The organism is Stenotrophomonas sp. 3diitr2024 (assembly GCF_042136455.1).
GTDB lineage: Bacteria > Pseudomonadota > Gammaproteobacteria > Xanthomonadales > Xanthomonadaceae > Stenotrophomonas > Stenotrophomonas sepilia.
This window is the reverse complement of record NZ_JBHHMJ010000686.1, coordinates 1-20,780: the sequence shown is the minus strand read 5'-3', so window position 1 is coordinate 20,780 and position 20,780 is coordinate 1. Positions and strand designations below refer to the sequence as shown.

At 68.0% G+C, this 20,780-nt stretch carries 22 protein-coding genes; 10 read left to right on the top strand and 12 right to left on the bottom strand.

The features are described 5' to 3' along the window. Nucleotides 1-103: 103 nt before the first annotated feature. Entirely contained in the window at nucleotides 104-988 is an 885-nt protein-coding gene (locus tag ABGA94_RS17685) for a LysR family transcriptional regulator (protein WP_088497420.1), read from the bottom strand. Between the two features lie 105 nt (nucleotides 989-1,093). On the opposite strand from ABGA94_RS17685, the gene ABGA94_RS17680 reads away from it, so the two are divergent. Next, a complete protein-coding gene (locus ABGA94_RS17680; RefSeq protein ID WP_053500500.1) occupies nucleotides 1,094-2,506 on the top strand; it encodes an MFS transporter in 1,413 nt (470 codons plus the stop codon). Between the two features lie 73 nt (nucleotides 2,507-2,579). On the opposite strand, the gene ABGA94_RS17675 is transcribed toward ABGA94_RS17680, so the two are convergent. The 4 genes from ABGA94_RS17675 to ABGA94_RS17660 are packed head-to-tail and all read right to left on the bottom strand — an operon-like array spanning nucleotide 2,580 to nucleotide 5,434. Continuing rightward, the gene (locus ABGA94_RS17675) at nucleotides 2,580-3,377 is read right to left on the bottom strand and encodes an N-formylglutamate amidohydrolase (protein WP_375367859.1); all 798 of its coding nucleotides are present in this window, start codon (nucleotides 3,375-3,377) and stop codon (nucleotides 2,580-2,582) included. Next, nucleotides 3,370-3,924, bottom strand: coding sequence for an NUDIX hydrolase (locus tag ABGA94_RS17670; protein WP_375367858.1), 555 nt, complete (start codon nucleotides 3,922-3,924; stop codon nucleotides 3,370-3,372). The genes ABGA94_RS17675 and ABGA94_RS17670 overlap by 8 nt, the downstream gene beginning before the upstream one ends. Further along, nucleotides 3,921-4,856 (bottom strand): 5'-3' exonuclease H3TH domain-containing protein, encoded by a 936-nt coding sequence (locus ABGA94_RS17665; protein ID WP_005415375.1) that lies wholly within the window; start codon nucleotides 4,854-4,856, stop codon nucleotides 3,921-3,923. The genes ABGA94_RS17670 and ABGA94_RS17665 overlap by 4 nt, the downstream gene beginning before the upstream one ends. Further along, on the bottom strand, nucleotides 4,853-5,434 hold the full coding sequence (locus ABGA94_RS17660; protein ID WP_095379302.1) for a nitroreductase: 582 nt from the start codon (nucleotides 5,432-5,434) through the stop codon (nucleotides 4,853-4,855). The genes ABGA94_RS17665 and ABGA94_RS17660 overlap by 4 nt, the downstream gene beginning before the upstream one ends. A 331-nt stretch (nucleotides 5,435-5,765) precedes the next feature. Between ABGA94_RS17660 and ABGA94_RS17655 the strand changes: the two genes are divergently transcribed. Both ABGA94_RS17655 and ABGA94_RS17650 read left to right on the top strand, forming a co-directional pair. Beyond that, nucleotides 5,766-8,087 (top strand): DUF1631 domain-containing protein, encoded by a 2,322-nt coding sequence (locus ABGA94_RS17655; protein ID WP_032953949.1) that lies wholly within the window; start codon nucleotides 5,766-5,768, stop codon nucleotides 8,085-8,087. Nucleotides 8,088-8,138: 51 nt separating this feature from the next. Next, complete coding sequence (locus ABGA94_RS17650; RefSeq protein WP_005415378.1) at nucleotides 8,139-9,218, top strand: NAD(P) transhydrogenase subunit alpha; 1,080 nt, start codon at nucleotides 8,139-8,141, stop codon at nucleotides 9,216-9,218. Nucleotides 9,219-9,280: 62 nt separating this feature from the next. On the opposite strand, the gene ABGA94_RS17645 is transcribed toward ABGA94_RS17650, so the two are convergent. From ABGA94_RS17645 to ABGA94_RS17635, 3 genes are read right to left on the bottom strand one after another with little or no spacing between them, the layout of a single operon-like run. Beyond that, nucleotides 9,281-9,742 (bottom strand): DUF3106 domain-containing protein, encoded by a 462-nt coding sequence (locus ABGA94_RS17645; protein ID WP_197598392.1) that lies wholly within the window; start codon nucleotides 9,740-9,742, stop codon nucleotides 9,281-9,283. A 3-nt stretch (nucleotides 9,743-9,745) separates the two neighbouring features. Beyond that, nucleotides 9,746-10,072, bottom strand: coding sequence for a hypothetical protein (locus ABGA94_RS17640; RefSeq protein ID WP_111008004.1), 327 nt, complete (start codon nucleotides 10,070-10,072; stop codon nucleotides 9,746-9,748). Beyond that, nucleotides 10,069-10,653, bottom strand: coding sequence for an RNA polymerase sigma factor (locus ABGA94_RS17635; protein WP_080104281.1), 585 nt, complete (start codon nucleotides 10,651-10,653; stop codon nucleotides 10,069-10,071). Before ABGA94_RS17635 ends, ABGA94_RS17640 begins: the two co-directional genes overlap by 4 nt. A gap of 98 nt (nucleotides 10,654-10,751) precedes the next feature. Here ABGA94_RS17635 and ABGA94_RS17630 point away from each other — a divergent pair, with 98 nt between their 5' ends. Further along, on the top strand, nucleotides 10,752-11,072 hold the full coding sequence (locus tag ABGA94_RS17630; protein ID WP_005415382.1) for an NAD(P) transhydrogenase subunit alpha: 321 nt from the start codon (nucleotides 10,752-10,754) through the stop codon (nucleotides 11,070-11,072). Beyond that, complete coding sequence (locus ABGA94_RS17625) at nucleotides 11,069-12,529, top strand: NAD(P)(+) transhydrogenase (Re/Si-specific) subunit beta (RefSeq protein WP_095379298.1); 1,461 nt, start codon at nucleotides 11,069-11,071, stop codon at nucleotides 12,527-12,529. Before ABGA94_RS17630 ends, ABGA94_RS17625 begins: the two co-directional genes overlap by 4 nt. Before the next feature lie 92 nt (nucleotides 12,530-12,621). Here ABGA94_RS17625 and ABGA94_RS17620 read toward each other — a convergent pair whose 3' ends face one another. Beyond that, the gene (locus ABGA94_RS17620) at nucleotides 12,622-13,041 is read right to left on the bottom strand and encodes a membrane protein (RefSeq protein WP_032953950.1); all 420 of its coding nucleotides are present in this window, start codon (nucleotides 13,039-13,041) and stop codon (nucleotides 12,622-12,624) included. Nucleotides 13,042-13,163: 122 nt separating this feature from the next. On the opposite strand from ABGA94_RS17620, the gene sufT reads away from it, so the two are divergent. The 3 genes from sufT to ABGA94_RS17605 all read left to right on the top strand — a co-directional run bounded on the left by sufT (nucleotide 13,164) and on the right by ABGA94_RS17605 (nucleotide 17,062). Beyond that, nucleotides 13,164-13,715 carry a putative Fe-S cluster assembly protein SufT gene (gene sufT / locus ABGA94_RS17615; RefSeq protein WP_005415385.1) on the top strand — a complete coding sequence of 184 codons (552 nt, stop codon included), beginning with the start codon at nucleotides 13,164-13,166 and terminating at the stop codon, nucleotides 13,713-13,715. A 59-nt stretch (nucleotides 13,716-13,774) separates the two neighbouring features. Continuing rightward, nucleotides 13,775-14,869: a branched-chain amino acid aminotransferase gene (locus ABGA94_RS17610; protein WP_005412326.1), complete on the top strand. Its 1,095-nt coding sequence runs from the start codon at nucleotides 13,775-13,777 to the stop codon at nucleotides 14,867-14,869. 450 nt (nucleotides 14,870-15,319) lie between these two features. Continuing rightward, complete coding sequence (locus ABGA94_RS17605) at nucleotides 15,320-17,062, top strand: S8 family peptidase (RefSeq protein ID WP_053501047.1); 1,743 nt, start codon at nucleotides 15,320-15,322, stop codon at nucleotides 17,060-17,062. Nucleotides 17,063-17,251: 189 nt separating this feature from the next. On the opposite strand, the gene ABGA94_RS17600 is transcribed toward ABGA94_RS17605, so the two are convergent. From ABGA94_RS17600 to wrbA, 3 genes are all read right to left on the bottom strand, one after another. After that, a complete protein-coding gene (locus ABGA94_RS17600; protein WP_053501049.1) occupies nucleotides 17,252-17,737 on the bottom strand; it encodes an asparaginase domain-containing protein in 486 nt (161 codons plus the stop codon). Nucleotides 17,738-17,816: 79 nt separating this feature from the next. Next, complete coding sequence (locus ABGA94_RS17595) at nucleotides 17,817-18,152, bottom strand: DUF2069 domain-containing protein (RefSeq protein WP_005415388.1); 336 nt, start codon at nucleotides 18,150-18,152, stop codon at nucleotides 17,817-17,819. Next, the gene (wrbA, locus tag ABGA94_RS17590; protein ID WP_053501045.1) at nucleotides 18,149-18,742 is read right to left on the bottom strand and encodes an NAD(P)H:quinone oxidoreductase; all 594 of its coding nucleotides are present in this window, start codon (nucleotides 18,740-18,742) and stop codon (nucleotides 18,149-18,151) included. The genes ABGA94_RS17595 and wrbA overlap by 4 nt, the downstream gene beginning before the upstream one ends. 77 nt (nucleotides 18,743-18,819) lie before the next feature. Between wrbA and ABGA94_RS17585 the strand changes: the two genes are divergently transcribed. Beyond that, nucleotides 18,820-20,094: a YihY family inner membrane protein gene (locus tag ABGA94_RS17585; RefSeq protein ID WP_005415390.1), complete on the top strand. Its 1,275-nt coding sequence runs from the start codon at nucleotides 18,820-18,822 to the stop codon at nucleotides 20,092-20,094. Continuing rightward, entirely contained in the window at nucleotides 20,091-20,666 is a 576-nt protein-coding gene (locus ABGA94_RS17580; RefSeq protein WP_053501043.1) for a TlpA disulfide reductase family protein, read from the top strand. The genes ABGA94_RS17585 and ABGA94_RS17580 overlap by 4 nt, the downstream gene beginning before the upstream one ends. Nucleotides 20,667-20,780 lie beyond the last annotated feature (114 nt).

Genomic DNA, 20,780 nt, shown 5'->3' with positions numbered 1-20,780 from the left:
CGGGCCGTGCCCGGCGGCATTCCGTTCCGTCGCCGCGATGCGGCTCGCCGGGCATGGCCCGGCGCTACCGCGAAGCCGAACTCCATCCACGCATGGCGTGGATCTACCAGTCCCCAGCCAGCAACGCGTCGGCCAGTACCTGCAGTTTCGGCGAATGCTGGCGCGACGGCGGGTAGATCAGTGACAGCGCGCGGCTGCGGCCCTCAAACGGCTGCAGCACGCGCTGCAGGCGGCCATCGGCCAAGGCGTCGGCCACCGCGAAATCCATCACCTGCACGATGCCGATACCGGCGATCGCCGCTTCCACCAGCGGATCGCCGCTGTCGAACACCATCCGCGCCGGTGGCGTGAAATCATGAAGCTGGCCGTCCTGCAGGAACTGCCAGTCCACCAGCCGGCCACTGCGCAGGTTGCGCACCGCCAGGCAGGCGTGATCCCGCAAGGCGGCCACATCGTCGGGCGCGCCACAGCGGTCGAGGTAGTCCGGGCTGGCCACCGTCACCCAGCGCAGCGGCCGCAGTGGCCGCGCGACGATGCGCTGGTCGGCGATGACGCCGGTGCGCAGCGCGGCATCGAAACCTTCCTCGACCAGATCGACCAGGCGGTCGTTGAGCACGGCTTCCACCTGCAGTTGCGGGTGCTGCTGCAGCATCGGCCCCAGCAGCGGTACCAGCACCTTGCGCCCGAACATCGAGGGCGCACTGATCTTCAGGGTGCCCGAGGGCGTGCACGGACGGTCGGCCAACTGGCGTTCGGCATCCTCGAGACCGCACAGCAGGGGCGCGACCTGATCGACGAACTGGCGACCATCCGGGGTCAGTGCCACGTTGCGGGTGTTTCGCTGCAGCAGCTTCACCCCCAGCGTGGCCTCCAGCCGACTGATCGCGCGCGACAGGCCTGACTGGCTCAGGCCCAGTTGCCCGGCGGCGACGGTGAAACTGCGCGCTTCGGCCACCTGCACCAGCATGCGCACGGCATTGAGGTCCATCGAGGTTCCATTCATGCTGAAAATCATGACAGATATGGACGGAAAGGGGTTTATTGATAGCTCTGCATCAATGAGACTGCGCTCCCCCACAGCACCGGAGCGTCGATGCCTCCCCTCAAGTACCCGCGCTGGGCGCTGGCCCTGCTGGCCACCGCCCAGCTGATCATCGCCCTGGACGCCACCATCATCTTCGTCGCCCTGCATGACATGGGGCGCGCGCTGGAGATCAACGCACAGCAGCTGCAATGGGTGGTCAGTGCCTACACCGTGGCCTTTGGCGGCAGCCTGCTGCTGGGGGGCCGTGCCGCCGACCTGATCGGCCGTCGCCGCTTCTACCGGCTGGGCATGCTGCTGTTCGCACTGGCGTCGCTGCTCGGCGCGCTGGCGCCGAACGCCACCCTGCTGATCATCGCGCGTGCGGCGCAGGGCATCGGCGCGGCATTGCTGTTCCCGGCCACGCTGGCGCTGATCAACACGTTGTATGCGGAAGGTCCGGTGCGCAACCGTGCACTTGCGATCTGGAGCATGGCCAGCGCGGTGGGCCTGGCGCTGGGCACGCTGCTCGGCGGCGTGCTGACCCAGGCGTTCGGCTGGCCGGCGGTGCTGGCGGTGATCGTGCCACTGGCCACCACCTGCGCGGTGGCTGCGGGTGCGTGGTTGCCGGCCGATGGCCCGCGTGCGCAGGGCCGCTCGTTCGATCTGGCCGGCTGCATCACCGTCACTGCCGGCGGCAGCCTGCTGGTCACTACCCTCGTGCAAGGGCCGGAGTGGGGCTGGACTGCGCCGGCCACGCTGGGCTGCCTGCTGTTGTCGGTGCTGCTGCTGGTGGCGTTCGTGCAGATCGAACAGCGCAGCCGCGATCCGCTGATGCAGTTCGCGTTGCTGCGGCTGCCCGGACTGCGCGCGGCACTGGGGCTGACCTTCGCCTTCATGAGCAGCTATGGGGTGCAGTACTACTTCATGGCGCTGTACTTCCAGGACGGCTACGGCTGGAGCCCGCTGCAGGCCGGCCTGGCATTCCTGCCCGCCACCGCGGTGTGTACGGTCGGCATCCAGCTGGCCGAGTGGACGCTGCAGCGCTGGAGCGCGCGCAAGGTGCTGGTGGTCGGGCAGCTGGCCGGCGCCATCGGTATCGCCTGGGTGGCCGCGACGCTGCCGCACGGCGCGAACTTCTGGCCGCTGCTGCCCGGCGTGGTAGTGCTGAGCATCGGCCAGGGCATGACCTGGACCTCGATGTGGATCGTGGCCGGGCAGGGCGTGCCGTCCGCACAGCAGGGTGTTGCATCTGGCATGGCGGCGACCGCGCAGCAGATCGGTGGTGCGCTGGGCCTGGCGGTGCTGGTGATGGTGGCCAATGCCGATGCGGGTGCAGCCGGGTCGCTGAGTGCACTGGCCGGGCTGGTGCGCGCCGAATACGGTGCCGCCTTGTTTTCACTGTTCGGCGTGGTGATCGCGCTGGGCCTGCGCCCGGCGCCGGCCGAATCGGCCGCCACCGTCTGCCCGGCCAACGAGGCATGATTGAAGGCGCTGCCGTGGGTGGATGTGCCGGCCAGCGGCCGGCACTACCGGTTCGGCATGGATGCACGCGCGTTCAACCCAGCGCCAGCAACTCCGGTTGCAGCGCGCTGAAGATCCGCGCCAACCGCTCGGCCCACGCCTGCTGCCCTGCCATATCGGCAATGAGGTCCTGGCGGATCTCCAGTTCCACGTGCACCAGCCCACGGCCTTCGCCATGCACCGGCACCGCGTAGTCGCTGGTGCTGCTGACCGAATACGGTTCGTTGTCCCCCACCACCAGGTCGCCTTCGTCGCGCAATGCCTGCAGCAGGGCATGGGCAAAACGCATGTCCTGGTGGTACAGCACGCCGGCGTGCCAGGGCCGCTGCGTGCCGTTCATCACGGGGGTGAAGCTGTGCATCATCACCAGCAGGGTGGGCTGGCCGGCATCACGGCGCGCATCAAGCTCGGTCTCGATGCGTGTATGGTACGGCGCGTGGATCGCATCGATGCGCTGCTGTCGCTGCGCCGCCGACAGCCCGGCATTGCCCGGCACCACGGTGTGGTCGCTCACCTCCGGAATCAGCGTCGGTGAGGCCAGTGGGCGGTTGCAGTCGATCAGCAGCCGCGAGTACGTCTGTTCGATCGCCCAGGCATCGAGCCGTTCGGCCAGTGCACGGGTGGTGCCGGCGATGCCGATGTCCCAGCCGATGTGGCGGTCCAGCTCGGCCTGGGGCAGGCCGAGCCCGGTCAACGCACGCGGCACCTGCTGGCCGGCGTGGTCGGCCAGCAGGAGGTAGGGCGAGACGCCCTGCGCCCGGTGGACCGTGTAGATCGCCGGGTCGTCGGCGCCGAGCAACGCAGGCAGCCTGTGCAGGTCCGCGTCAGCCACGTGGGCGTCCGTCCAGGTGGTGCTCGATCATCCACAGCCCGGCCCAGAGCTTGGCGTCCAGCTCGTAGCCTTCGCCCATCTTCTGCACCAGCCAGGCCGCAGCCTCGCTGCGTGGAATCTCGTGCACGGTGATGTCCTCGCTGTCATCACCGCCCCCTTCGCCGATGCGGCGCAGGCCGGTGGCGCGCACGAAGGCGATCTTCTCGCTGCTGGCGCCGGAAGACGTCGGGCCGATCATCAGCACTTCGGCGTGATCAGCGGTCCAACCTGTTTCTTCTTCCAGTTCGCGCACGGCCGAGACTTCGATCGATTCGCCGGCGTGGATGTCGCCGACCAGGCCGGCCGGCATCTCGATGGTGGGTGCCTGCAGCGGCACGCGGAACTGCTCGACGAACAGCACCTTGTCCTCCGGGGTGACGGCGATGATGATCGCCGCCAGGCCACCGGCATGGGTACGTTCGCTGTATTCCCAGGTGCCGCGCACCAGCATGCGCTGGTACTTGCCTTCGTAGACGACGCGCGGGACTTCGGTATTGCGCTTGCTCATGCGGGCTCGCTGTGGGAGGGAAGAGGATCGGCCACGCCGGCGGCGTCGAACAGCCGGCGGCGGGTCATCGGGCCGAAGCGCAGGGTCTGGCACAGGCCACCGAGCAGCTCTGGATCGGCCGATTGGCGCAGCAGTCCGGGCTGGCTGCCCTCCAACGGCGCATCCAGCGCGATGGTGGTCAGCTGGCGCCAGAGCTGGGCGTGCTCGCGCTGCTCGCGCAGCCGCACTGCCATCTGTGCAGCGCCACGCAGGCGCAGGAACGGCACTTCGTCCAGTCGTTCGAACAGCGCATCCATGCTGCCGAAATGGGCCAGCAGCACGGCGGCCGATTTGCTGCCGACGCCACTGACACCGGGAATGTTGTCCACCGCATCGCCACACAGCGCCAGGTAGTCGGCGATCTGGTGCGCGTGCACGCCGTGCCGCGCCTTCACCCCGGCCACGTTCCAGCGCTGGTTGCGGGCGTAGTCCCACTGCTCGTCATGGTCGACCAGCAGCTGCGACAGGTCCTTGTCGGCGGAGATGATCACCCCGCGATGGCTGCTCCGGTGTACGTGCAGGGCGCTGCCGATCAGGTCGTCGGCCTCGTATTCGTGGTGGGCCAGGACGGCAAGGCCCAGCGCCGCGCATAGCGCCTTGCAGTGCACGAACTGGCGCTTGAGCGCTTCCGGTGCTGGCTCGCGGTTGGCCTTGTAGGCCGGATACAGCCGGTGGCGGAAACCACTGTCAAGCGCTTCATCGAAGGCGATGGCGATGTGCCGCGGGCGCTCGCGCTCGAGCAGGTCCAGCAGGAAGCGGGCGAAGCCGTGCACCGCATTGGTGGGCCAGCCCTGTGCGTCCTGGAACTGGTCTGGCAGTGAATGCCAGGCACGGAACACGTAGATGCTGGCATCAACCAGGTACAGCGACGGCGGGGCAGCCGGCAGGGTCATGCCGGGGGCGTCCAGTCGCGCAGCAGGGCCGCCGGGTCGGGGCGCTCGCGCTCGGGTACGTCGGCCTTGGCCGTACCGATGTGGATGAAGCCGGCGATGCGTTCGCCGTCGACCAGGCCCAGGTGGGCCTGAACAGCCGGATCGAAGGCCATCCAGGCGGTCAGCCACTGCGCGCCGAAACCCAGCGCCTGCGCGGCCTGCAGCAGGGCGAAACAGACGCAGCCGGCGGTCATCAGCTGTTCCTGTTCGGGCACCTTCGGGTCCGGCCGCGGGCTGGCCACCACCACGATCACCAGCGGTGCGTGGCTGAAACGCTGGCGGTCCTTCTCGAACACGGCCTCGCCCGCATGTGGGTCGCGCTGGCGGCTGCGTTCAGCCAGGAAGTCGCCCAGAGTGTGACGTGCATCGCCTGCGATTTTCAGGAAGCGGAACGGCACGCGCTTGCCGTGGTCGGGCACGCGCACCGCTGAGGCCAGCATCCGCTGCAGGGTGGCCGGGTCCGGCCCGGGCTCGCCCAGTTGCCGCGAGGGCACCGAGCGGCGGGCATCCAGGGCGAGCAGGGCGGCAGGATCGGGCATGGAGGCTGAACCGGTCATCACGGGCGTTTGATTATAGTCGGGGTGGTCAATGACGCCGTCTGTGTCGCGTCCGGCCCCTGAATACCAAACTGTGATGAACATCATGCCACTGGCGGGAAACGGACAGCCGCTTCCCCTCGCCTCGTGGGCCTTGCACGGCTTACGATATCTGTCTTGCCGGGCCGCCGGTCATGAGGTTTGAAGTGAGGACTGTTTCACTGTCCGTGACGGGCTGGCCGGCCTACCATCGACGTTCCGGTACATGGGGTGTGCCGGAAGCCGCGATGTCCATGCTGTCTGTCGTACCAGAGAAGGTGGGGAGCCTTCCCGAATGATGAGCGTGCCCACACCGATGGGATCGCCGGGCCGTGACCCGGCCCAGCTCCAGCGTGCCCGGGACATGGTCCTGCCCGCGTTGTGCCAGGCCTTCGGGGCGGCACTGGCGCGTTTCGACGATGCCCTGTTCGACCGCGCCGGCAATGCCGGCTCGTCGCAGTTGCTGTTCCTGGACGCGATGCGCGAACTGCGCCGGCGCCGTGAGGACATCGCGGCCGCTTTCGCCGGCCACCTGCAGCAGGCCTGGGCCGCATTGGAGGCTGGTGAGCCGCTGTCAGCCGAGGCGACCCTGTCCGGGCCGGCCGAGGATGGGCTCAGCCTGCTGGCCGAGCATGTGCTGGAATCACGGTTGGCGGTGCGCAATTTCGCCACTGTATTGCTGCGTGACTTCAAGCCGGTGCTGGCGCGGCTGGATCGCCGCCTGGGCCGGTTGATCGGCGGCGCGGAACTGGACGCGGACCACAATCCGATCAGCCCCGAACACCTGGGCGTGGCCATCCACGAAGCCTTTGCCGGCTGTGAACTGGCCCCGGAAGTGCATCTGGTGCTGATCAAGCTGTGCGAGCGCGACCTGCGTGCACCGGTCGGTCGCATCTACGAGAAGCTGGACGAGCAGCTGGCCGCAGCCGGCGTGATGTCGCAGATGGGGGCTCCGCAGCGCCCACAACCGCCGGCACCGGATCCGCGCATGGCCGGGATGCTGGATGACCTGGTCGAGCATCGCCACGGCGCGGGCGTCGATCCGGGGTTCAGCGATGACGAGCAGGCCGCACCGGCCTGGGCGCAGCGCTTTGCCGCCCGCTGGTCCGAGCGCCGCGGGCATATGCAGCAGCACCTGGGCGGCGATGACGGCGCCACCGGCGAGGCCTACGCTGGCCAGCAGGGCATGCTGCTGGAAGCGCTGCACGAACTGCTGCAGCAGACCCGCCACGTGCGTGAGGACGCCACGTCTGCGGCACAGGTGGCAGTTGGCCAGCAGCGCCCGCTCAGCCAGCGCGAAATGATGTCGGTGCTGTCGCTGCTGCAGGCCACGCCCAGCGCCACCCTGCGCGCCGCCATCGGCGAGGACGGCGAATCGCTGGCGCAGCGCCTGAAGAGCGAAGTGCTGTCCAGCGCCACCCAGCTTGGCGTCGATCCGGGCCAGACCCGGCTGGACCCGCAGGATGAGGATGCCATCGACCTGGTCGGCATGCTGTTCGACGTGATGCTGGACGAGCGTGAACTGGAAGGCCGCTCGCGCGAACTGATCGGCCGCCTGGTGGTGCCTTTCGTCAAGGTCGCCATGCTCGACCGCCGCATGTTCGTACAGAAGACCCACCCGGCGCGCAAGCTGCTCAACTCGCTGGCCGAGGCCTGCGAGGGCAACACCGGCGAGAGCCAGGCCGAGCGCATGCTGATGGCCAAGGTCGAAGAGATCATCGAGCGCCTGGTGGCCGAGTTCAACGAGAACCTGGCGATCTTCCTGACCCTGGAAGAGGAATTCCGCGAGTTCCTGGTGCAGCATCGCCGCCGCGTGGAAATCGCCGAGCGCCGTGCCGCAGAAACGCAGCGCGGCCAGGAAAAGCTGGAAATGGCCCGCAGCCGGGCCGGTGCGGAACTGGACCGCCGCATCGGTGACGCCACGCTGCCGCCGGCCATTGCCGAGTTCCTGCGCCAGCCGTGGCAGCATCATCTCACCTTGGCGCTGCTGCGCGAGGGAGAAGAAGGCGCGTCGGTGGCCGAGGCATTGAGCCTTGGCGATGGCCTGCTGGAGGAAGTGGCCGAGGCCCGCCGCCAGATCGTCGGCAAGCCGTGGCTGCAGGCCTGGCAGCCGGTGCTGGCCAAGGTGTTTGCCAGCGTCGGCGTGCACGGCGATGCGGCAACCGCCGCCATCGATGCCCTGCATGACACCCTGCAGGGCATCGCCGAGTCGCGGCCGGAACTGCAGCGTGCGCTGCCGGAGCTGCCGCAGGTTGCCTTGCCCGCGCCGCCAGTGGCTGAATCGCCGGCGGTTGAGCTTGGCGGGCAGATTGACGCCGACGATTTCGACAACGCCGATGCCGACCGCTTCCGCCGCATGGAAATCGGCAACTGGCTGGACTTCGTCGACAAGGATGGCAAGGTGCAGGCGGGCAAGCTGTCCTGGGTCAGCCCGATTTCCTCGCGCCTGCTGTTTGTCAACCGTCGCGGCGTGCGCTTCTGCGTGGCCTCGCCGGAAGAACTGGCGGTGATGATGCGGCTGGGCCGCCTGCGTGCCCATGTTGATGATGGCGCCTTCGACAGCGCCATGCAGGGCGTGATCGATCGCCTCGACCCGGGCAGCGCCACGCTGCACTGAGCGGGTGCCGCCTGCTAGGATCGGGAAACTCACCGATCAGCGGGGACCTGCATGGCCGTGGCGTTGCTGGGGATCAAGGAGACCGCGCCGGGCGAACGGCGCGTGGCGCTGACGCCGGAGACCGCGCGCAGGCTCGGGGCCTTGGGCATTGCCGTCTGGTATGAGGCGGGCGCGGGTTTGGCGGCTGGTTTCACCGACGCCGCCTATGACGATGCCGGTGCACGCGTCTTCGACGCGGGCCGCTGGGCCGAGATCGATATCCTGCTGTGCGTGCAGGCCCCCCCTGCGGCGGTGCTGGAACAGCTCAAGCCCGGCGCCAGCGTGGTCGGCCTGCTGGCCCCGGCCAGCGATCCGGCGCTGGCCGCGCTGGCGGCCGATGGTCGCCTGCAGCTGTTCCCGCTGCAGCAGCTGCCGCGCACCACCCGTGCGCAGGCGATGGATGTACTCAGTTCGCAGGCCGGCATGGCCGGCTACAAGGCGGCGCTGATCGCCGCCGAACGCGCGCCGCGCTTCTTCCCGATGCTGACCACTGCTGCCGGCACCGTGCGGCCGGCCAAGGTGCTGGTGATCGGTGCCGGCGTGGCGGGCCTGCAGGCCATCGCCACCGCGCGCCGCCTCGGTGCACAGGTGGAAGGCTTCGACGTGCGCCCGGAAACCCGCGAGCAGATCCAGTCACTGGGCGCACGCTTCCTCGACCTCGGGGTCAGCGCGGCGGGCGAGGGAGGCTATGCGCGGGCGCTGACCGATGACGAGCGCGCCGAGCAGCAGCGTCGGCTGGCCGACCACCTGCGCAGTGTGGACGTGGTGATCTGCACGGCTGCGGTACCGGGCCGCCCGGCACCGACCATCGTGACCGCCGCGATGGTGGAAGGCATGGCCACCGGCAGCGTCATTGTTGATCTGGCGGCGGAAAGTGGCGGCAACTGCGCACTGACCCTGCCGGGGCAGTGCATCGAACACCAGGGCGTGACCATCGACGGTCCGCTGGGCCTGGCCAGCCGCGGCGCGACCCAGGCCAGCGAGATGTATGCACGGAACCTGCTCAACTTCGTTGCGCTGTTCGTGCGCGACGGGCAGCTCGGTTTCGATTGGGACGACGAACTGCTGGCGAAGACACGCTGGCAGGCGTGAGTGATACGGGGTCAGATCCCTTTGCCTCTGGCAAAGGGATCTGACCCTGGTATCCCGAAGGCTTACCGTGGCTTCGCCGGCGGCGGGTTCTTCCGCACCCAGTCCTTGCGTTGCTCCGGCGTCATCTGCGACCAGCGCTCGCGCAGTGCGTCGCGCTGCGCGGGCGGCAGATCCCGCATCTGCCCGAACAGGGCGCGTGCCTGCTCGCGCTGTTCCGGGCTCATGTGCTCGAAGCGGCGCAGGCCGCGGCGGGCCTTGTCGCGTTCCTCCGGGCTCATCGATTGCCAGCGCTGGCCATGCGAGAGCATCCGCTGGCGCTGGCCGGCATCGGCGCTGTTCCAGCGGTCGCGCAGCGGCGCCAGCAAGGATTCCCGCTGCGCTTCACTCAACTGTTCCCAGGCCGGCAGCGGTGGGGCTGGCGCGGGGCGTGCGGCAGGGGCGGGCGCGGCGTTCTGCGCCAATACCGGGAAGGCCGGCAGCAGCAACAGGGTCAGCAGCAGCGGCAGGGTATGCAGTCGGGACATGGTTCACTCCATCGCCAGGTCGGTATCGCCCAGCCACAGGTACAGATCGGGATTTTCGTCGTACAGCACGCTGTTGTCTTCCATCGAGGCCAGCACCGGTGCCGGCACGGCGGGCGACAGGGGGCTGTGGCCGCTGAATTGCAGGCCGATCCCCAGCGCCACCACCAGGGAACAGGCGCTGGCCAGCCACCAGCGCCAGCGCCCGTGACGAGCCGCGCTGGCGCCGTGGCGGGCCTGGCGCAATCGTGCCAGCGTGGCCGGCGACAGCGCCTGCAGCGACTGCGCGTGCAGGTTGCGCAGCATGTCATCGGAGGGCAGGGAGCGGTTCACGGGTGGGTCTCCAGGTAGTCCTGCAGCGCCTGGCGGGCGCGTGCCAGATGGGTTTTTACCGCGCCTTCGCTGCAGCCCATGGCGCGGGCAGTGGTGGCTCCGTCCAGGTCCTGCAGCACCCGCAGGGTGAAGGCCTCGCGCTGGCGTGCGGGCAGGGTACGCAGGGCCTGCACCAGTTGCTGGTACTGCTGGCGCTGTTCGTGCGCCTGCGCCGGGTCCGGGCCGGGGTCGGCCCAGTCGATCCCGCCTCCGTCGGCGTCCTGGTTGTCGCGCCAGAACGGCAGGCGGAAACGGCGCCGGCGCTGCAGGTCGATCACGCGGCGGCGCAGGATGCTCCAGAACAGGGGCGCCCATTCGGCCGCCGGCTTGTCGGCGTAGTCCAGCATGCGCATCAGCGCGTCCTGAACCGCGTCCATGGCGTCTTCGCGCTGGCGCAGGCCGGCCTCGGCGAAACGGAACGCGCGCGGGCCGACGCTGGCCAGGAACGCCTCCAGTGATGCTGGCAGGGCATCGGTGTCGGCGCTCGGGGGGACGGGGCTGCTCACCAGCACAGGGTACGGTTCCTCGCTCGGGGTCACCATCGACAACGCGTGAGCGTCACCGCGGTTGACGCCGGGTGCGCGCCGGGTTCAGCCCGTGGTTATGATGGGCCGACGAAGACGGAGCGGGAGCGTTGCCAGTGAGTGACGGGTTCGTAGCGCTGTACATCTTCATGCTGGCGGCCATCGCCGGCCACGTGATCATTTCGCGGGTGCCGGTGATCCTGCATACCCCGCTGATGTCGGGTTCCAACTTCATCCACGGCATCGTGCTGATCGGCGCGATGGTGGTGCTGGGGCACGCGCAGACGCCGCTGGAAAAGGCGCTGGGCTTCCTTGCCGTGGTGCTCGGTGCCGGCAATGCCGCCGGTGGCTACGTGGTCACCGCGCGCATGCTGGAGATGTTCAAGCCGAGCGCGCCCAAGGGCGGCAGGGACGAACCGAAGGAGCCTCAGGCTTGAACATCAGCACCGTCGAACTGCTCGACTGGCTGGTCAAGGCCAGCTACCTCGTCGCCGCCACGCTGTTCCTGCTGGGTCTGCAGCGCATGGCTTCGCCGCTGACCGCGCGCAGCGGCATCCGCTGGGCCGGGCTGGGCATGCTGCTGGCCACGGTGGCGACCTTCTTCCTGCCTGAACTGCACAACGTGCCGCTGATCCTGGTGGCACTGCTGCTGGGCGCGGGTCTGGCCTGGTGGTCGGCCGGCAAGGTGGCCATCACCGACATGCCGCAGATGGTGGCGTTGTACAACGGCATGGGCGGTGGTTCGGCCGCGGCGATCGGTGCGGTGGAGCTGCTGCGCTATGCCTTCCTTGCCAACCGCGATACCCGCCATTGGAGCGAGCAGGCGCTGGCCGATCTGGCCGCGCGCCAGCCGTCGGGCATGGTGCTGCTGCTGGCGGTGGTCGGCGCGGCGATCGGTGCGGTCTCGCTTTCCGGTTCGGTGATCGCCTGGGCCAAACTGGACGGACGACTGGACAAGCGCGTGACCTGGCCCGGCCAGCAGGTGATGAACCTGATGGTGGCACTGGCAGTGGCGGTGCTGGCGATCATCGCGGCCAGCACGCTCAACACCTCGGCAATCGTCGCCTTCTTCGTGCTGGCGCTGGCACTGGGCGTGCTGATGACGTTGCCGATCGGTGGCGCCGACATGCCGGTGGTGATCTCGCTGTACAACGCATTCACCGGCCTGGCGGTGTCCTTCGAAGGTTATGTGCTCGGCAATGAGGCGCTGATCATCGCCGGCATGATGGTCGGCGCGGCCGGCATCCTGCTGACCCGGTTGATGGCCAAGGCGATGAACCGGCCGATCCGTAACGTGCTGTTCTCCAACTTCGGCGGCGGTGCCGGAGGCGAGGCACAGGCGATCACCGGCGCGCAGAAGCCCATCGAAGCGTCGGACGTCGCGGCGATGATGGCCTTTGCCGAGCGCGTGGTGATCGTGCCCGGCTACGGCATGGCGGTGGCACAGGCCCAGCACAAGATCTGGGAACTGGCGCAGCGGCTGGGCCAGCGCGGCGTGAAAGTGAAGTTCGCGATCCACCCGGTGGCCGGGCGCATGCCCGGGCACATGAACGTGCTGCTGGCCGAGGCCGGCGTGCCCTACGACCTGATCGCCGACATGGACGACATCAACCCCGAATTCGCCAATACCGATGTGGTGCTGGTGATCGGTGCCAACGACGTGGTCAATCCGGTGGCGCGGACCGACCCGGCCAGCCCGATCTACGGCATGCCGGTGCTGGACGTGGTCAACGCGCGCAACGTGGTGGTGATCAAGCGTGGCAAGGGCACCGGTTTTGCGGGCATCGAGAATGCGCTGTTCTACGCCGACAACACCCGCATGCTCTATGGCGACGGCGCCGAAGCGGCGGCCTCGCTGGTGAGCGAGCTGAAGGCGCTCGACGGCGGGCATTGAGGACGGGGGGCGGATCCCTTTCCGAAGGAAAGGGCTCTGACCCCTTTGCCGGCCAGCGGCCGGCACTACCGAATCCACGGATCTCTACGCGCTCAGCGCGCCAGCCAGGCACCTACGGCCACGGCCACGGCCAGCCACAGCCATTCCACCGCGCCATTGGCCAGGCTGATCAGGGTCCAGGCCAGGTGCGGGCCCATCCGCGTGGTGGCATCCCACAGGTCCAGGCCGATCGAGCCGCCCATCCAGGCGCTGGCGATGGCCCAGTTGGCCACGGCGGCCACCAGCAGGGTGCCGAGCACGACCAGGGCGACGCGCAGCCGGCCTGGGCCCAGCGTGCCCAGGCGCAGCATGAACACCAGTTCCAGGGCGGCCAGCACCGCCATCCAGCCGACCTGCCGGCCGGTCATCAGCGCCAGGACCATCCAGGCGAGGGGAGCGACAAACAGGCCCAGCAGCAGCATGAGGGGCCAGAGCCAGGTCACGGTCCTGGCACGCGCGGCATTGGAGGACATCGAAGCTCCCAGAAGATCACCCACAGGATACTGTGGTTTGCCGCAGTGCACCGGCGGTGCGGGGGCGGCTGGGCTAGAATGCCGTCTTGCGTGGCCTCAGCCACGGCCCCATATCGGTCCCCATGTATTCCCGTAGCAGCGAACCTGTCCACTTCGAACGCGATTGCGAGGCCGTGATGGTCCCGCAGGGCGATACCGTGACCCTGCCTGCCGGCAGCTATGGGTACATCACCCAGGCGCTGGGCGGCAGTTATTCGGTGTTCGTCGAGGGCAACCTGTTCCGCATCGCCGGCAAGGACGGCGATGCCATCGGCAAGGAGGCACCGGCGCCGCTCGAGCTGCCGGCCGACGCCACCGATGAACAGGTGGAGCAGCTGGTGTGGCAGCAGCTGCGCACCTGCTTCGATCCGGAAATTCCGGTCAACATCGTGGAACTGGGCCTGGTCTATGAAGTCGAGATCAAGCACCTGGATGAGGGCAAGCGCGAGATCGACGTGAAGATGACGCTGACCGCCCCGGGCTGCGGCATGGGCGAGATCCTGGTCGACGACGTGCGCAGCAAGCTTGAAATGATCCCGACGGTGGCCGAGGCCGACGTCGACCTGGTGTTCGACCCGCCGTGGAACCAGCACATGATGTCCGAGGCGGCCCGGCTAGAGACCGGCATGCTTTGACCCAGGGCCCGCAGTGACGCGGGCCCGGCACTACCCGCAACCAGAACAGGAATCCTCCGGTGTCCCAGTCCATCCCCAGCTTCGCCGTCACCCGTTCGGACCACCCGCGCAGCGCTGAAGAGCGCGCCAAGATCCTGGAGAAGCCGGGCTTCGGCCTGCACTTCACCGATCACATGGTGGAAGTGCGCTGGGACAAGGATGCCGGCTGGCACAATGCCAATGTGCGCGCCTACGGCCCGCTGCAGCTGGACCCGGCCGCCGCCGTGCTGCATTACGGCCAGGAAATCTTCGAAGGCATCAAGGCCTACCGCCACGCCGACGGTTCGATCTGGACCTTCCGCCCGGATGCCAACGGCCGTCGCCTGCAGCGTTCGGCGCAGCGCCTGGCGTTGCCGGAACTGCCGGTGGAGATCTTCGTCGAATCGCTGAAGCAGCTGATCGCCGTCGACAGTGACTGGGTGCCTTCGGCCGATGAGTCGAGCCTGTATTTCCGTCCGTTCATGATCGGCGACGAGGCCTTCCTCGGCGTGCGCGGCGCGCACAAGGCCGGCTACTACGTCATCGCCAGCCCGGCCGGCCCGTACTTCGCCAAGGGCGTTGCCCCGGTGTCGATCTGGCTGTCCACCGAGTACGCGCGTGCGGCCAAGGGCGGCACCGGTGCTGCCAAGTGCGGTGGCAACTACGCCGCCTCGCTGCTCCCGCAGCAGAAGGCGCAGGCGCAGGGCTGCTCGCAGGTACTGTTCCTCGACCCGGTCGAAGGCAAGTACCTGGAAGAACTGGGCGGCATGAACGTGTTCCTGGTCTACAAGGACGGCACGCTGGTCACCCCGGAACTGTCGGGCAGCATCCTCGAGGGCATCACCCGCGAGAGCATCCTGCAGCTGGCCCGCGACCGTGGCATGAAGGTCGAAGAGCGCAAGGTCAGCATCGACGAGTGGAAGGACGGCGTCGCCTCCGGTGCGATCAGCGAAGTGTTTGCCTGTGGCACCGCCGCGGTGGTCACCCCGATCGGCCAGCTGAAGGGCGAGGGCTTCTCGGTGGGCGACATCAACGCGCCGGCCGGCGAAGTCACCATGTCGCTGCGCAAGGAACTGACCGATATCCAGTACGGCCGCCTGCCGGACCGCCACAACTGGCTGGTCAAGCTGGGCTGATCGCCCACATCGAATCGTAGAGCCGAGCCCGCGCCCGGCTGCGCTTCTGGAAAGCCCGTCCCCGCGACGGGCTTTCTGCGTTTCAGGCCAAGGGTCAGATCCCTTTCCGCGTGGAAAGGCATCTGACCCCGGATCGGTGGACGCCGATGTCGGCAAAGTCATTCCAGGACACGTGACGACCCAGTCAGGTCTGTGCAGGGCACGAGAAAGTGCCTTCACCTTCACAAACCTTCGACCCGAAAAGTCTCAGAACGAACATTTCATCTTGCTGAAAAGACGCTGAAAATCTTGTGGTGTCCGGTTTCGGCCATTAGCGTCATCTGCACGGCGGATCGTTAGGGGGATCCGCTGACTCGCCGGACTTCGAACCTCGCCAACGCAAGCCAGCCCAGGGTTCGGGCCGGTGCTTCTGCCGATTCCGGCATTCACACCACAAGAAAGGGAAATACGATGTCCCAGGTAACGCAACCGCGTGTGCGTCGAGTGTGGGTGGTCCTTGGTGCGTCCGTTCTGTCATCGCTGCTGCTGGCCACGCCTGCGCTGGCCGGTGACGTCCAGCTCAGCGGCCTGCAGTCCGCGCCGACGCACCAGCGCTTCATCGTGAAGTACCGCGACGGTAGTGCGCCGGTGGCCAACACCACCGCACTGGCCTCTTCGCTGAAGAGTGCCGCCGCCGGCCTGGCCAGCAGCCAGGGCCGCGCGCTGGGCCTGCAGGAGGTCCGCAAGCTGGCCGTTGGCCCGACCCTGGTCAGGACCGATCGGCCGCTTGACCAGGCCGAATCCGAGCTGCTGATGCGCAAGCTCGCCGCCGACCCGAACGTGGAATACGTCGAAGTCGACCAGATCATGCGTGCGACGCTGACCCCGAATGACACCCGCTTCAGCGAGCAGTGGGGCTTCGGTACCTCCAACGCGTCGATCAACGTGCAGCCGGCCTGGGACAAGGCTACCGGCACCGGCGTGGTGGTGGCCGTGATCGATACCGGCATCACCAACCATCCCGATCTCAACGCCAACATCCTGCCTGGCTATGACTTCATCAGCGATGCCGCGATGGCGCGCGATGGCGGTGGCCGCGACAACAACCCGAATGACGAGGGCGACTGGTACGGCGCCAACGAGTGCGGCTCGGGCATCCCGGCCTCCAACTCCAGCTGGCACGGTACCCATGTCGCCGGCACTGTGGCGGCGGTGACCAACAACAGCACCGGCGTGGCCGGTACTGCGTTCAATGCCAAGGTCGTCCCGGTGCGCGTGCTGGGCAAGTGCGGCGGTTACACCTCCGACATCGCCGACGCGATCGTGTGGGCCTCTGGCGGCACCGTCAGTGGCGTGCCGGCCAACGCCAATCCGGCCGAAGTCATCAACATGTCGCTGGGTGGTGGCGGCAGCTGCTCCACCACTTACCAGAACGCCATCAACGGCGCGGTCAGCCGTGGCACCACCGTGGTGGTCGCCGCCGGCAACAGCAACACCAACGTGTCCTCGTCGGTGCCGGCCAACTGCCCGAACGTGATTGCCGTGGCGGCCACAACCTCGGCCGGTGCGCGTGCCAGCTTCTCCAACTACGGCACCGGCATCGACATCTCAGCACCGGGCCAGAGCATCCTGTCCACCCTCAACACCGGCACCACCACGCCTGGCAGCGCCAGCTACGCGTCGTACAACGGCACCTCGATGGCGGCGCCGCACGTGGCCGGCGTGGTTGCGCTGATGCAGTCGGTCGCGCCAAGCCCGCTGAGCCCGGCGCAGGTCGAAAGCATCATCAAGAGCACTGCACGCCCGCTGCCGGGCGCCTGCTCGGGTGGCTGCGGCGCCGGCATCGTCGACGCCAACGCGGCCGTGGCTGCGGCGATCAACGGCGGTGGCAACCCGAACCCGGGTGGCAACGTGCTGCAGAACAACGTGCCGGTGACCGGCCTGGGCGCCGCAACCGGTGCCGAGCTGAACTACACCGTCGCCGTTCCGGCCGGTAGCAGCCAGCTGCGCGTGACGATCAGTGGCGGCAGCGGCGATGCCGACCTGTACGTGCGCCAGGGCAGTGCCCCGACCGATACCAGCTACACCTGCCGTCCGTACCTGAGTGGCAACAGCGAGACCTGCACCATCAACAGCCCTGCCGCCGGCACATGGTATGTGCGGGTGAAGGCCTACAGCACCTTCTCGGGCGTGACCCTCAACGCCCAGTACTGAGCCCAAGTCCCTCTCCAAGGGCACGCCCTGGCTTCGGCCGGGGCGTTTTCGCTTCTGCAGAGCCGAGTCCATGCTCGGCTGCTCCGGCTGCCGACCGTTGTGCCACGCTGGCACGCGGTTGCCGAGCATGGCCCGGCACTACAAGGACAGTGCTCTGGCAGGTGCCGACCTTGGTCGGCACGCGGTTCCTCAGACCGACTCGAAGCGGTTCGCAGCCACGTTCTTGCGCACGTGCTGCGGGTCGAAGATCCGCCCGTTCATCGCGATGTACACGCCGCTCGGCAGCGACTGCACCGCACCGATCGCACAGCCGATGTTGAACTCGGCATCCGAGCCGCGGAAGCGTGCCGGGCTCAGTGCGCCGGTCATCACGATGGTCTTGTCGGGGATTGTCGCCAGCACCTTGCCGGTGTGCACCATCGAGTCGGTGCCGTGGGTCACCAGGACGTGCCGGGTCGGCTGCGCGGCGATGGTGGCGCGGATCAGTTCGCGGTCCTCATCGTTGATGTGCAGCGAATCCTTGCGCAGGATCGGAATCACGTTGAAGCGGAACGTCACGCCCAGCTCGCGCAGGATCATGCCGATCTGCGGATCGCCGATCTGGTAGTCCGACTTGTCGTCGAAGTAGATCTTGTCGATCGTGCCACCGGTGGTGACGACCAGGAGCTCTTCCATCATGTGCATGCGCGAAACCAGGACAGGTACTGCGGCGCGGGGCCAGGAATGCAGATGATACGACCCAGCGGGCGCAGCGTCAGCGTTGCTTGCCGAAGCGGGCGCGCAGGCCGGGCAGGCTGGCGCTGAAGATCACCAGGAGGGCCAGCGCGATCTCGATCAGCGCCAGCCAGCGCGTTTCCGGGTGGCTCCAGGCGCTCATCACGCCGTGGCTGAACCAGCCCAGCGCCAGTACCGAGGCCCAGAATCCGGCCTTGCGCCAGCCCAGGCGCACGGCGATGGCCAGCGCCAGCGGCGGCGCGGTGAACACCAGCTGGGTCGCCAGCCAGTGCTTGTCATTGATGAACCAGCCCGCGAACAGCGCGGCCAGCCCCATCAGGGCCAGCAGCAGGACCGTGCGCGGCGCGGCGCTCATCGGGCCAACCGCTGCGCGATGCCGGCCACCCGGCGCCCCAGCGCGCGCGCCAGCACGGCTTCGTCGTCGGTCGGCTGCGGGTCGTCGGCGGCACCGGCTACGTGGCTGGCGCCATAGGGTGTGCCGCCACTGGTGGTATGGCTCAGCGCCGGTTCGGTGAACGGGATGCCGACGATCACGCAGCCATGGTGCAGCAGCGGCACCTGCATCGACAGCAGGGTCGATTCCTGGCCGCCATGCATGGATGCGGTGGACGTGAACACGCCAGCCGGCTTGCCGGACAGGGTGCCATTGACCCATTCGGCGCCCAGCCCGTCCAGGAAATGCTTCACCGGCGCGGCCATGTTGCCGAAGCGGGTCGGGCTGCCGAGCAGCAGGCCCTGGCATTCGACCAGGTCCTGCACGCTTACATAGGGGGCGCCATCTTCGGGTACCGGCGGCTGCGCGGTCTGGGTCACTGCGGCCACCGGCGGCACCGTGCGCAGGCGCGCGGTCATGCCCGGCACTTCGCCGATGCCCCGCGCGATCTGGCGCGCCAGCCGTGCCACCGAACCGCCCCGGCTGTAATACAGCACCAGAATCTCGCCCATCGTGCCCGCTTCTCCTCGTCGTGTGGCCACCAGTATGGCTATCCTGCGAGCATTCCGCATCGGGTACCCTTCCACCGATGGAACCTTTGGATACGCTCAACCTGTGGATGGAGCGCGCGCGGGATCGCGCACGGGCCATCAGTTTCGGCCGCTTCCTGTGGCATCGCTTCCTCGACGACCGCCTGTTCCAGGCAGCGGCGGCGCTGGCGTACACCACGGTGTTCGCGCTGGTGCCGCTGGCCATCGTGGTATTCGGCGTGCTCTCGGCCTTTCCCGTTTTCGACCGCTGGAGCGATCAGCTCAGCGACTACGTGTTCTCCAACTTCGTGCCCTCCGCGGCGCGCGCGGCCGAGGGTTACCTGCGGCAGTTTTCGGCCAGTGCCGGCCAGCTGACGGCCGCCGGCTTCATCGCACTGGTCGCCTCACTGCTGATCACGCTCAACAGCGTGGAAGAGACCTTCAACCAGATCTGGCGGGTCGGCTCGAGCCGGCCCAAGCTGACCCGCTTCCTGGTCTACTGGACCGTGCTGACCCTGGGCGCGATGCTTGCCGCCGCATCGCTGGCAGTATCGGCGAGGGTGTTCGCGATGCCGTTGTTCGGTACCCAGGAGGGCCGTTGGTTGGCCGAACTGGCGCTGCGGCTGGCACCGATCCTGATCGAGTTCGTCTGCATCACGCTGATGTTCCGCGTGGTACCGCACCACACGGTGAAATGGCGGCATGCCGTGCCCGGCGCGATCCTGGCGGCGGTCATCCTTGAACTGGTGAAGTGGGGCATCGGCGCGTATCTGGGCAGCTTCCAGTCCTATCAGAAGCTGTATGGCACGGTCGCCTTCGTGCCGATCCTGCTGCTGTGGATCTACCTGTGCTGGGTGGCGGTGCTGCTGGGTGCGTCGCTGGCCTCCTCGATGGCCGCCTTCCGCTACCAGCCGGTCGAGCTGCGCCTGCCGCAGGGGTACGAGTTCTATGGGCTGCTGCGCCTGCTTGGCCGCTTCCAGCATGCACGGGCCAAGGGCAAAGGCCTGGCCGATGACGAGATCCTGCGGCTGGAGCCGATGCTGACCGATTCACTGCTGCAGGACCTGATCTGCAACCTGCAGGAGATCGACCTGCTGCGCCGCGATGAGCGCGGCGAGTGGCTGCTGTCGCGCGACCTGGACCAGGTCAGCCTGGCCGATCTTTACGAATGCACCCAGCTGCGCATCCCGGTAGCCGAGCAGCACCTCCCGTACCGCGACGACAGCCTGGGCCGTGCCGCCTTGGCGGCGCTGGATGACCTGCGACTGCCCCTGCGCGAACGCCTGAAGCGCAAGGTCAGTGATATCTATACCGACTCTGGAGACACCCCATGACCCGCAAGACGTCGTTGCCGCTGCTGCTCCCGTTGACCCTGCTGCTGGCCCTGGCGGCCTGCAAACCGGCCCAGGAGCCGGCACCGGCCAGCAGCCAGCCACCGGCGCAGGCACCGACGCCGAGCACGCCGGCACCGGTCGAGGAAACCCCGGCCGAGCGCACCACCGCCGAGTTCCCGACGCTGAAGATGAAGGCGGTGGATGGCAGCGACTACGACCTGGCCGCGCATCGCGGCAAGTGGGTGGTGGTGAACTTCTGGGCCACCTGGTGCGCGCCGTGCCGCAAGGAAATGCCCGAGCTGTCGGCCCTGCATGCGATGCGTAGCAACATCGAAGTGGTCGGCTTGGCTTACGAGGACATCGAAGTGCCGGAGATGCAGTCGTTCCTGGCCAAGCATCCGGTGACCTATCCGATCGTGATCGTGGACCCGTTCGATCCGCCGGCCGACTTCGCCACGCCGCGTGGCCTGCCGCTGACGCATCTGCTGGACCCGCAGGGCAAGCTGGCGCACACGTTCCTTGGCCCGGTGACCGCCGCCGACATCGAAAAGCAGATCGCGGCTGCCAAGTAGTGGGTTTGTCGGCAGGGCCTGCGGCCCTGCACCCGCGGTAGTGCCGGCCGCTGGCCTGCAACCTGCGGAGAAATTCACCCACGCATGGCGTGGCTCTACTGTAGAGCCGAGCCC

Bases quoted from the DNA above. Each gene is read 5' to 3' on its own strand.
- wrbA (WP_053501045.1), bottom strand. From the start codon at position 18,742: ATGGGCGAGATTCTGGTGCTGTATTACAGCCGGGGCGGTTCGGTGGCA.
- ABGA94_RS17650 (WP_005415378.1), top strand. From the start codon at position 8,139: ATGGCCGTGGCGTTGCTGGGGATCAAGGAGACCGCGCCGGGCGAACGG.
- ABGA94_RS17645 (WP_197598392.1), bottom strand. From the start codon at position 9,742: ATGTCCCGACTGCATACCCTGCCGCTGCTGCTGACCCTGTTGCTGCTG.
- ABGA94_RS17655 (WP_032953949.1), top strand. From the start codon at position 5,766: ATGATGAGCGTGCCCACACCGATGGGATCGCCGGGCCGTGACCCGGCC.
- ABGA94_RS17635 (WP_080104281.1), bottom strand. From the start codon at position 10,653: ATGGTGACCCCGAGCGAGGAACCGTACCCTGTGCTGGTGAGCAGCCCC.
- ABGA94_RS17600 (WP_053501049.1), bottom strand. From the start codon at position 17,737: ATGGAAGAGCTCCTGGTCGTCACCACCGGTGGCACGATCGACAAGATC.
- ABGA94_RS17680 (WP_053500500.1), top strand. From the start codon at position 1,094: ATGCCTCCCCTCAAGTACCCGCGCTGGGCGCTGGCCCTGCTGGCCACC.
- ABGA94_RS17580 (WP_053501043.1), top strand. From the start codon at position 20,091: ATGACCCGCAAGACGTCGTTGCCGCTGCTGCTCCCGTTGACCCTGCTG.
- ABGA94_RS17605 (WP_053501047.1), top strand. From the start codon at position 15,320: ATGTCCCAGGTAACGCAACCGCGTGTGCGTCGAGTGTGGGTGGTCCTT.
- ABGA94_RS17660 (WP_095379302.1), bottom strand. From the start codon at position 5,434: ATGCCCGATCCTGCCGCCCTGCTCGCCCTGGATGCCCGCCGCTCGGTG.
- ABGA94_RS17595 (WP_005415388.1), bottom strand. From the start codon at position 18,152: ATGAGCGCCGCGCCGCGCACGGTCCTGCTGCTGGCCCTGATGGGGCTG.
- ABGA94_RS17665 (WP_005415375.1), bottom strand. From the start codon at position 4,856: ATGACCCTGCCGGCTGCCCCGCCGTCGCTGTACCTGGTTGATGCCAGC.
- sufT (WP_005415385.1), top strand. From the start codon at position 13,164: ATGTATTCCCGTAGCAGCGAACCTGTCCACTTCGAACGCGATTGCGAG.
- ABGA94_RS17685 (WP_088497420.1), bottom strand. From the start codon at position 988: ATGGACCTCAATGCCGTGCGCATGCTGGTGCAGGTGGCCGAAGCGCGC.
- ABGA94_RS17620 (WP_032953950.1), bottom strand. From the start codon at position 13,041: ATGTCCTCCAATGCCGCGCGTGCCAGGACCGTGACCTGGCTCTGGCCC.
- ABGA94_RS17670 (WP_375367858.1), bottom strand. From the start codon at position 3,924: ATGAGCAAGCGCAATACCGAAGTCCCGCGCGTCGTCTACGAAGGCAAG.
- ABGA94_RS17585 (WP_005415390.1), top strand. From the start codon at position 18,820: ATGGAACCTTTGGATACGCTCAACCTGTGGATGGAGCGCGCGCGGGAT.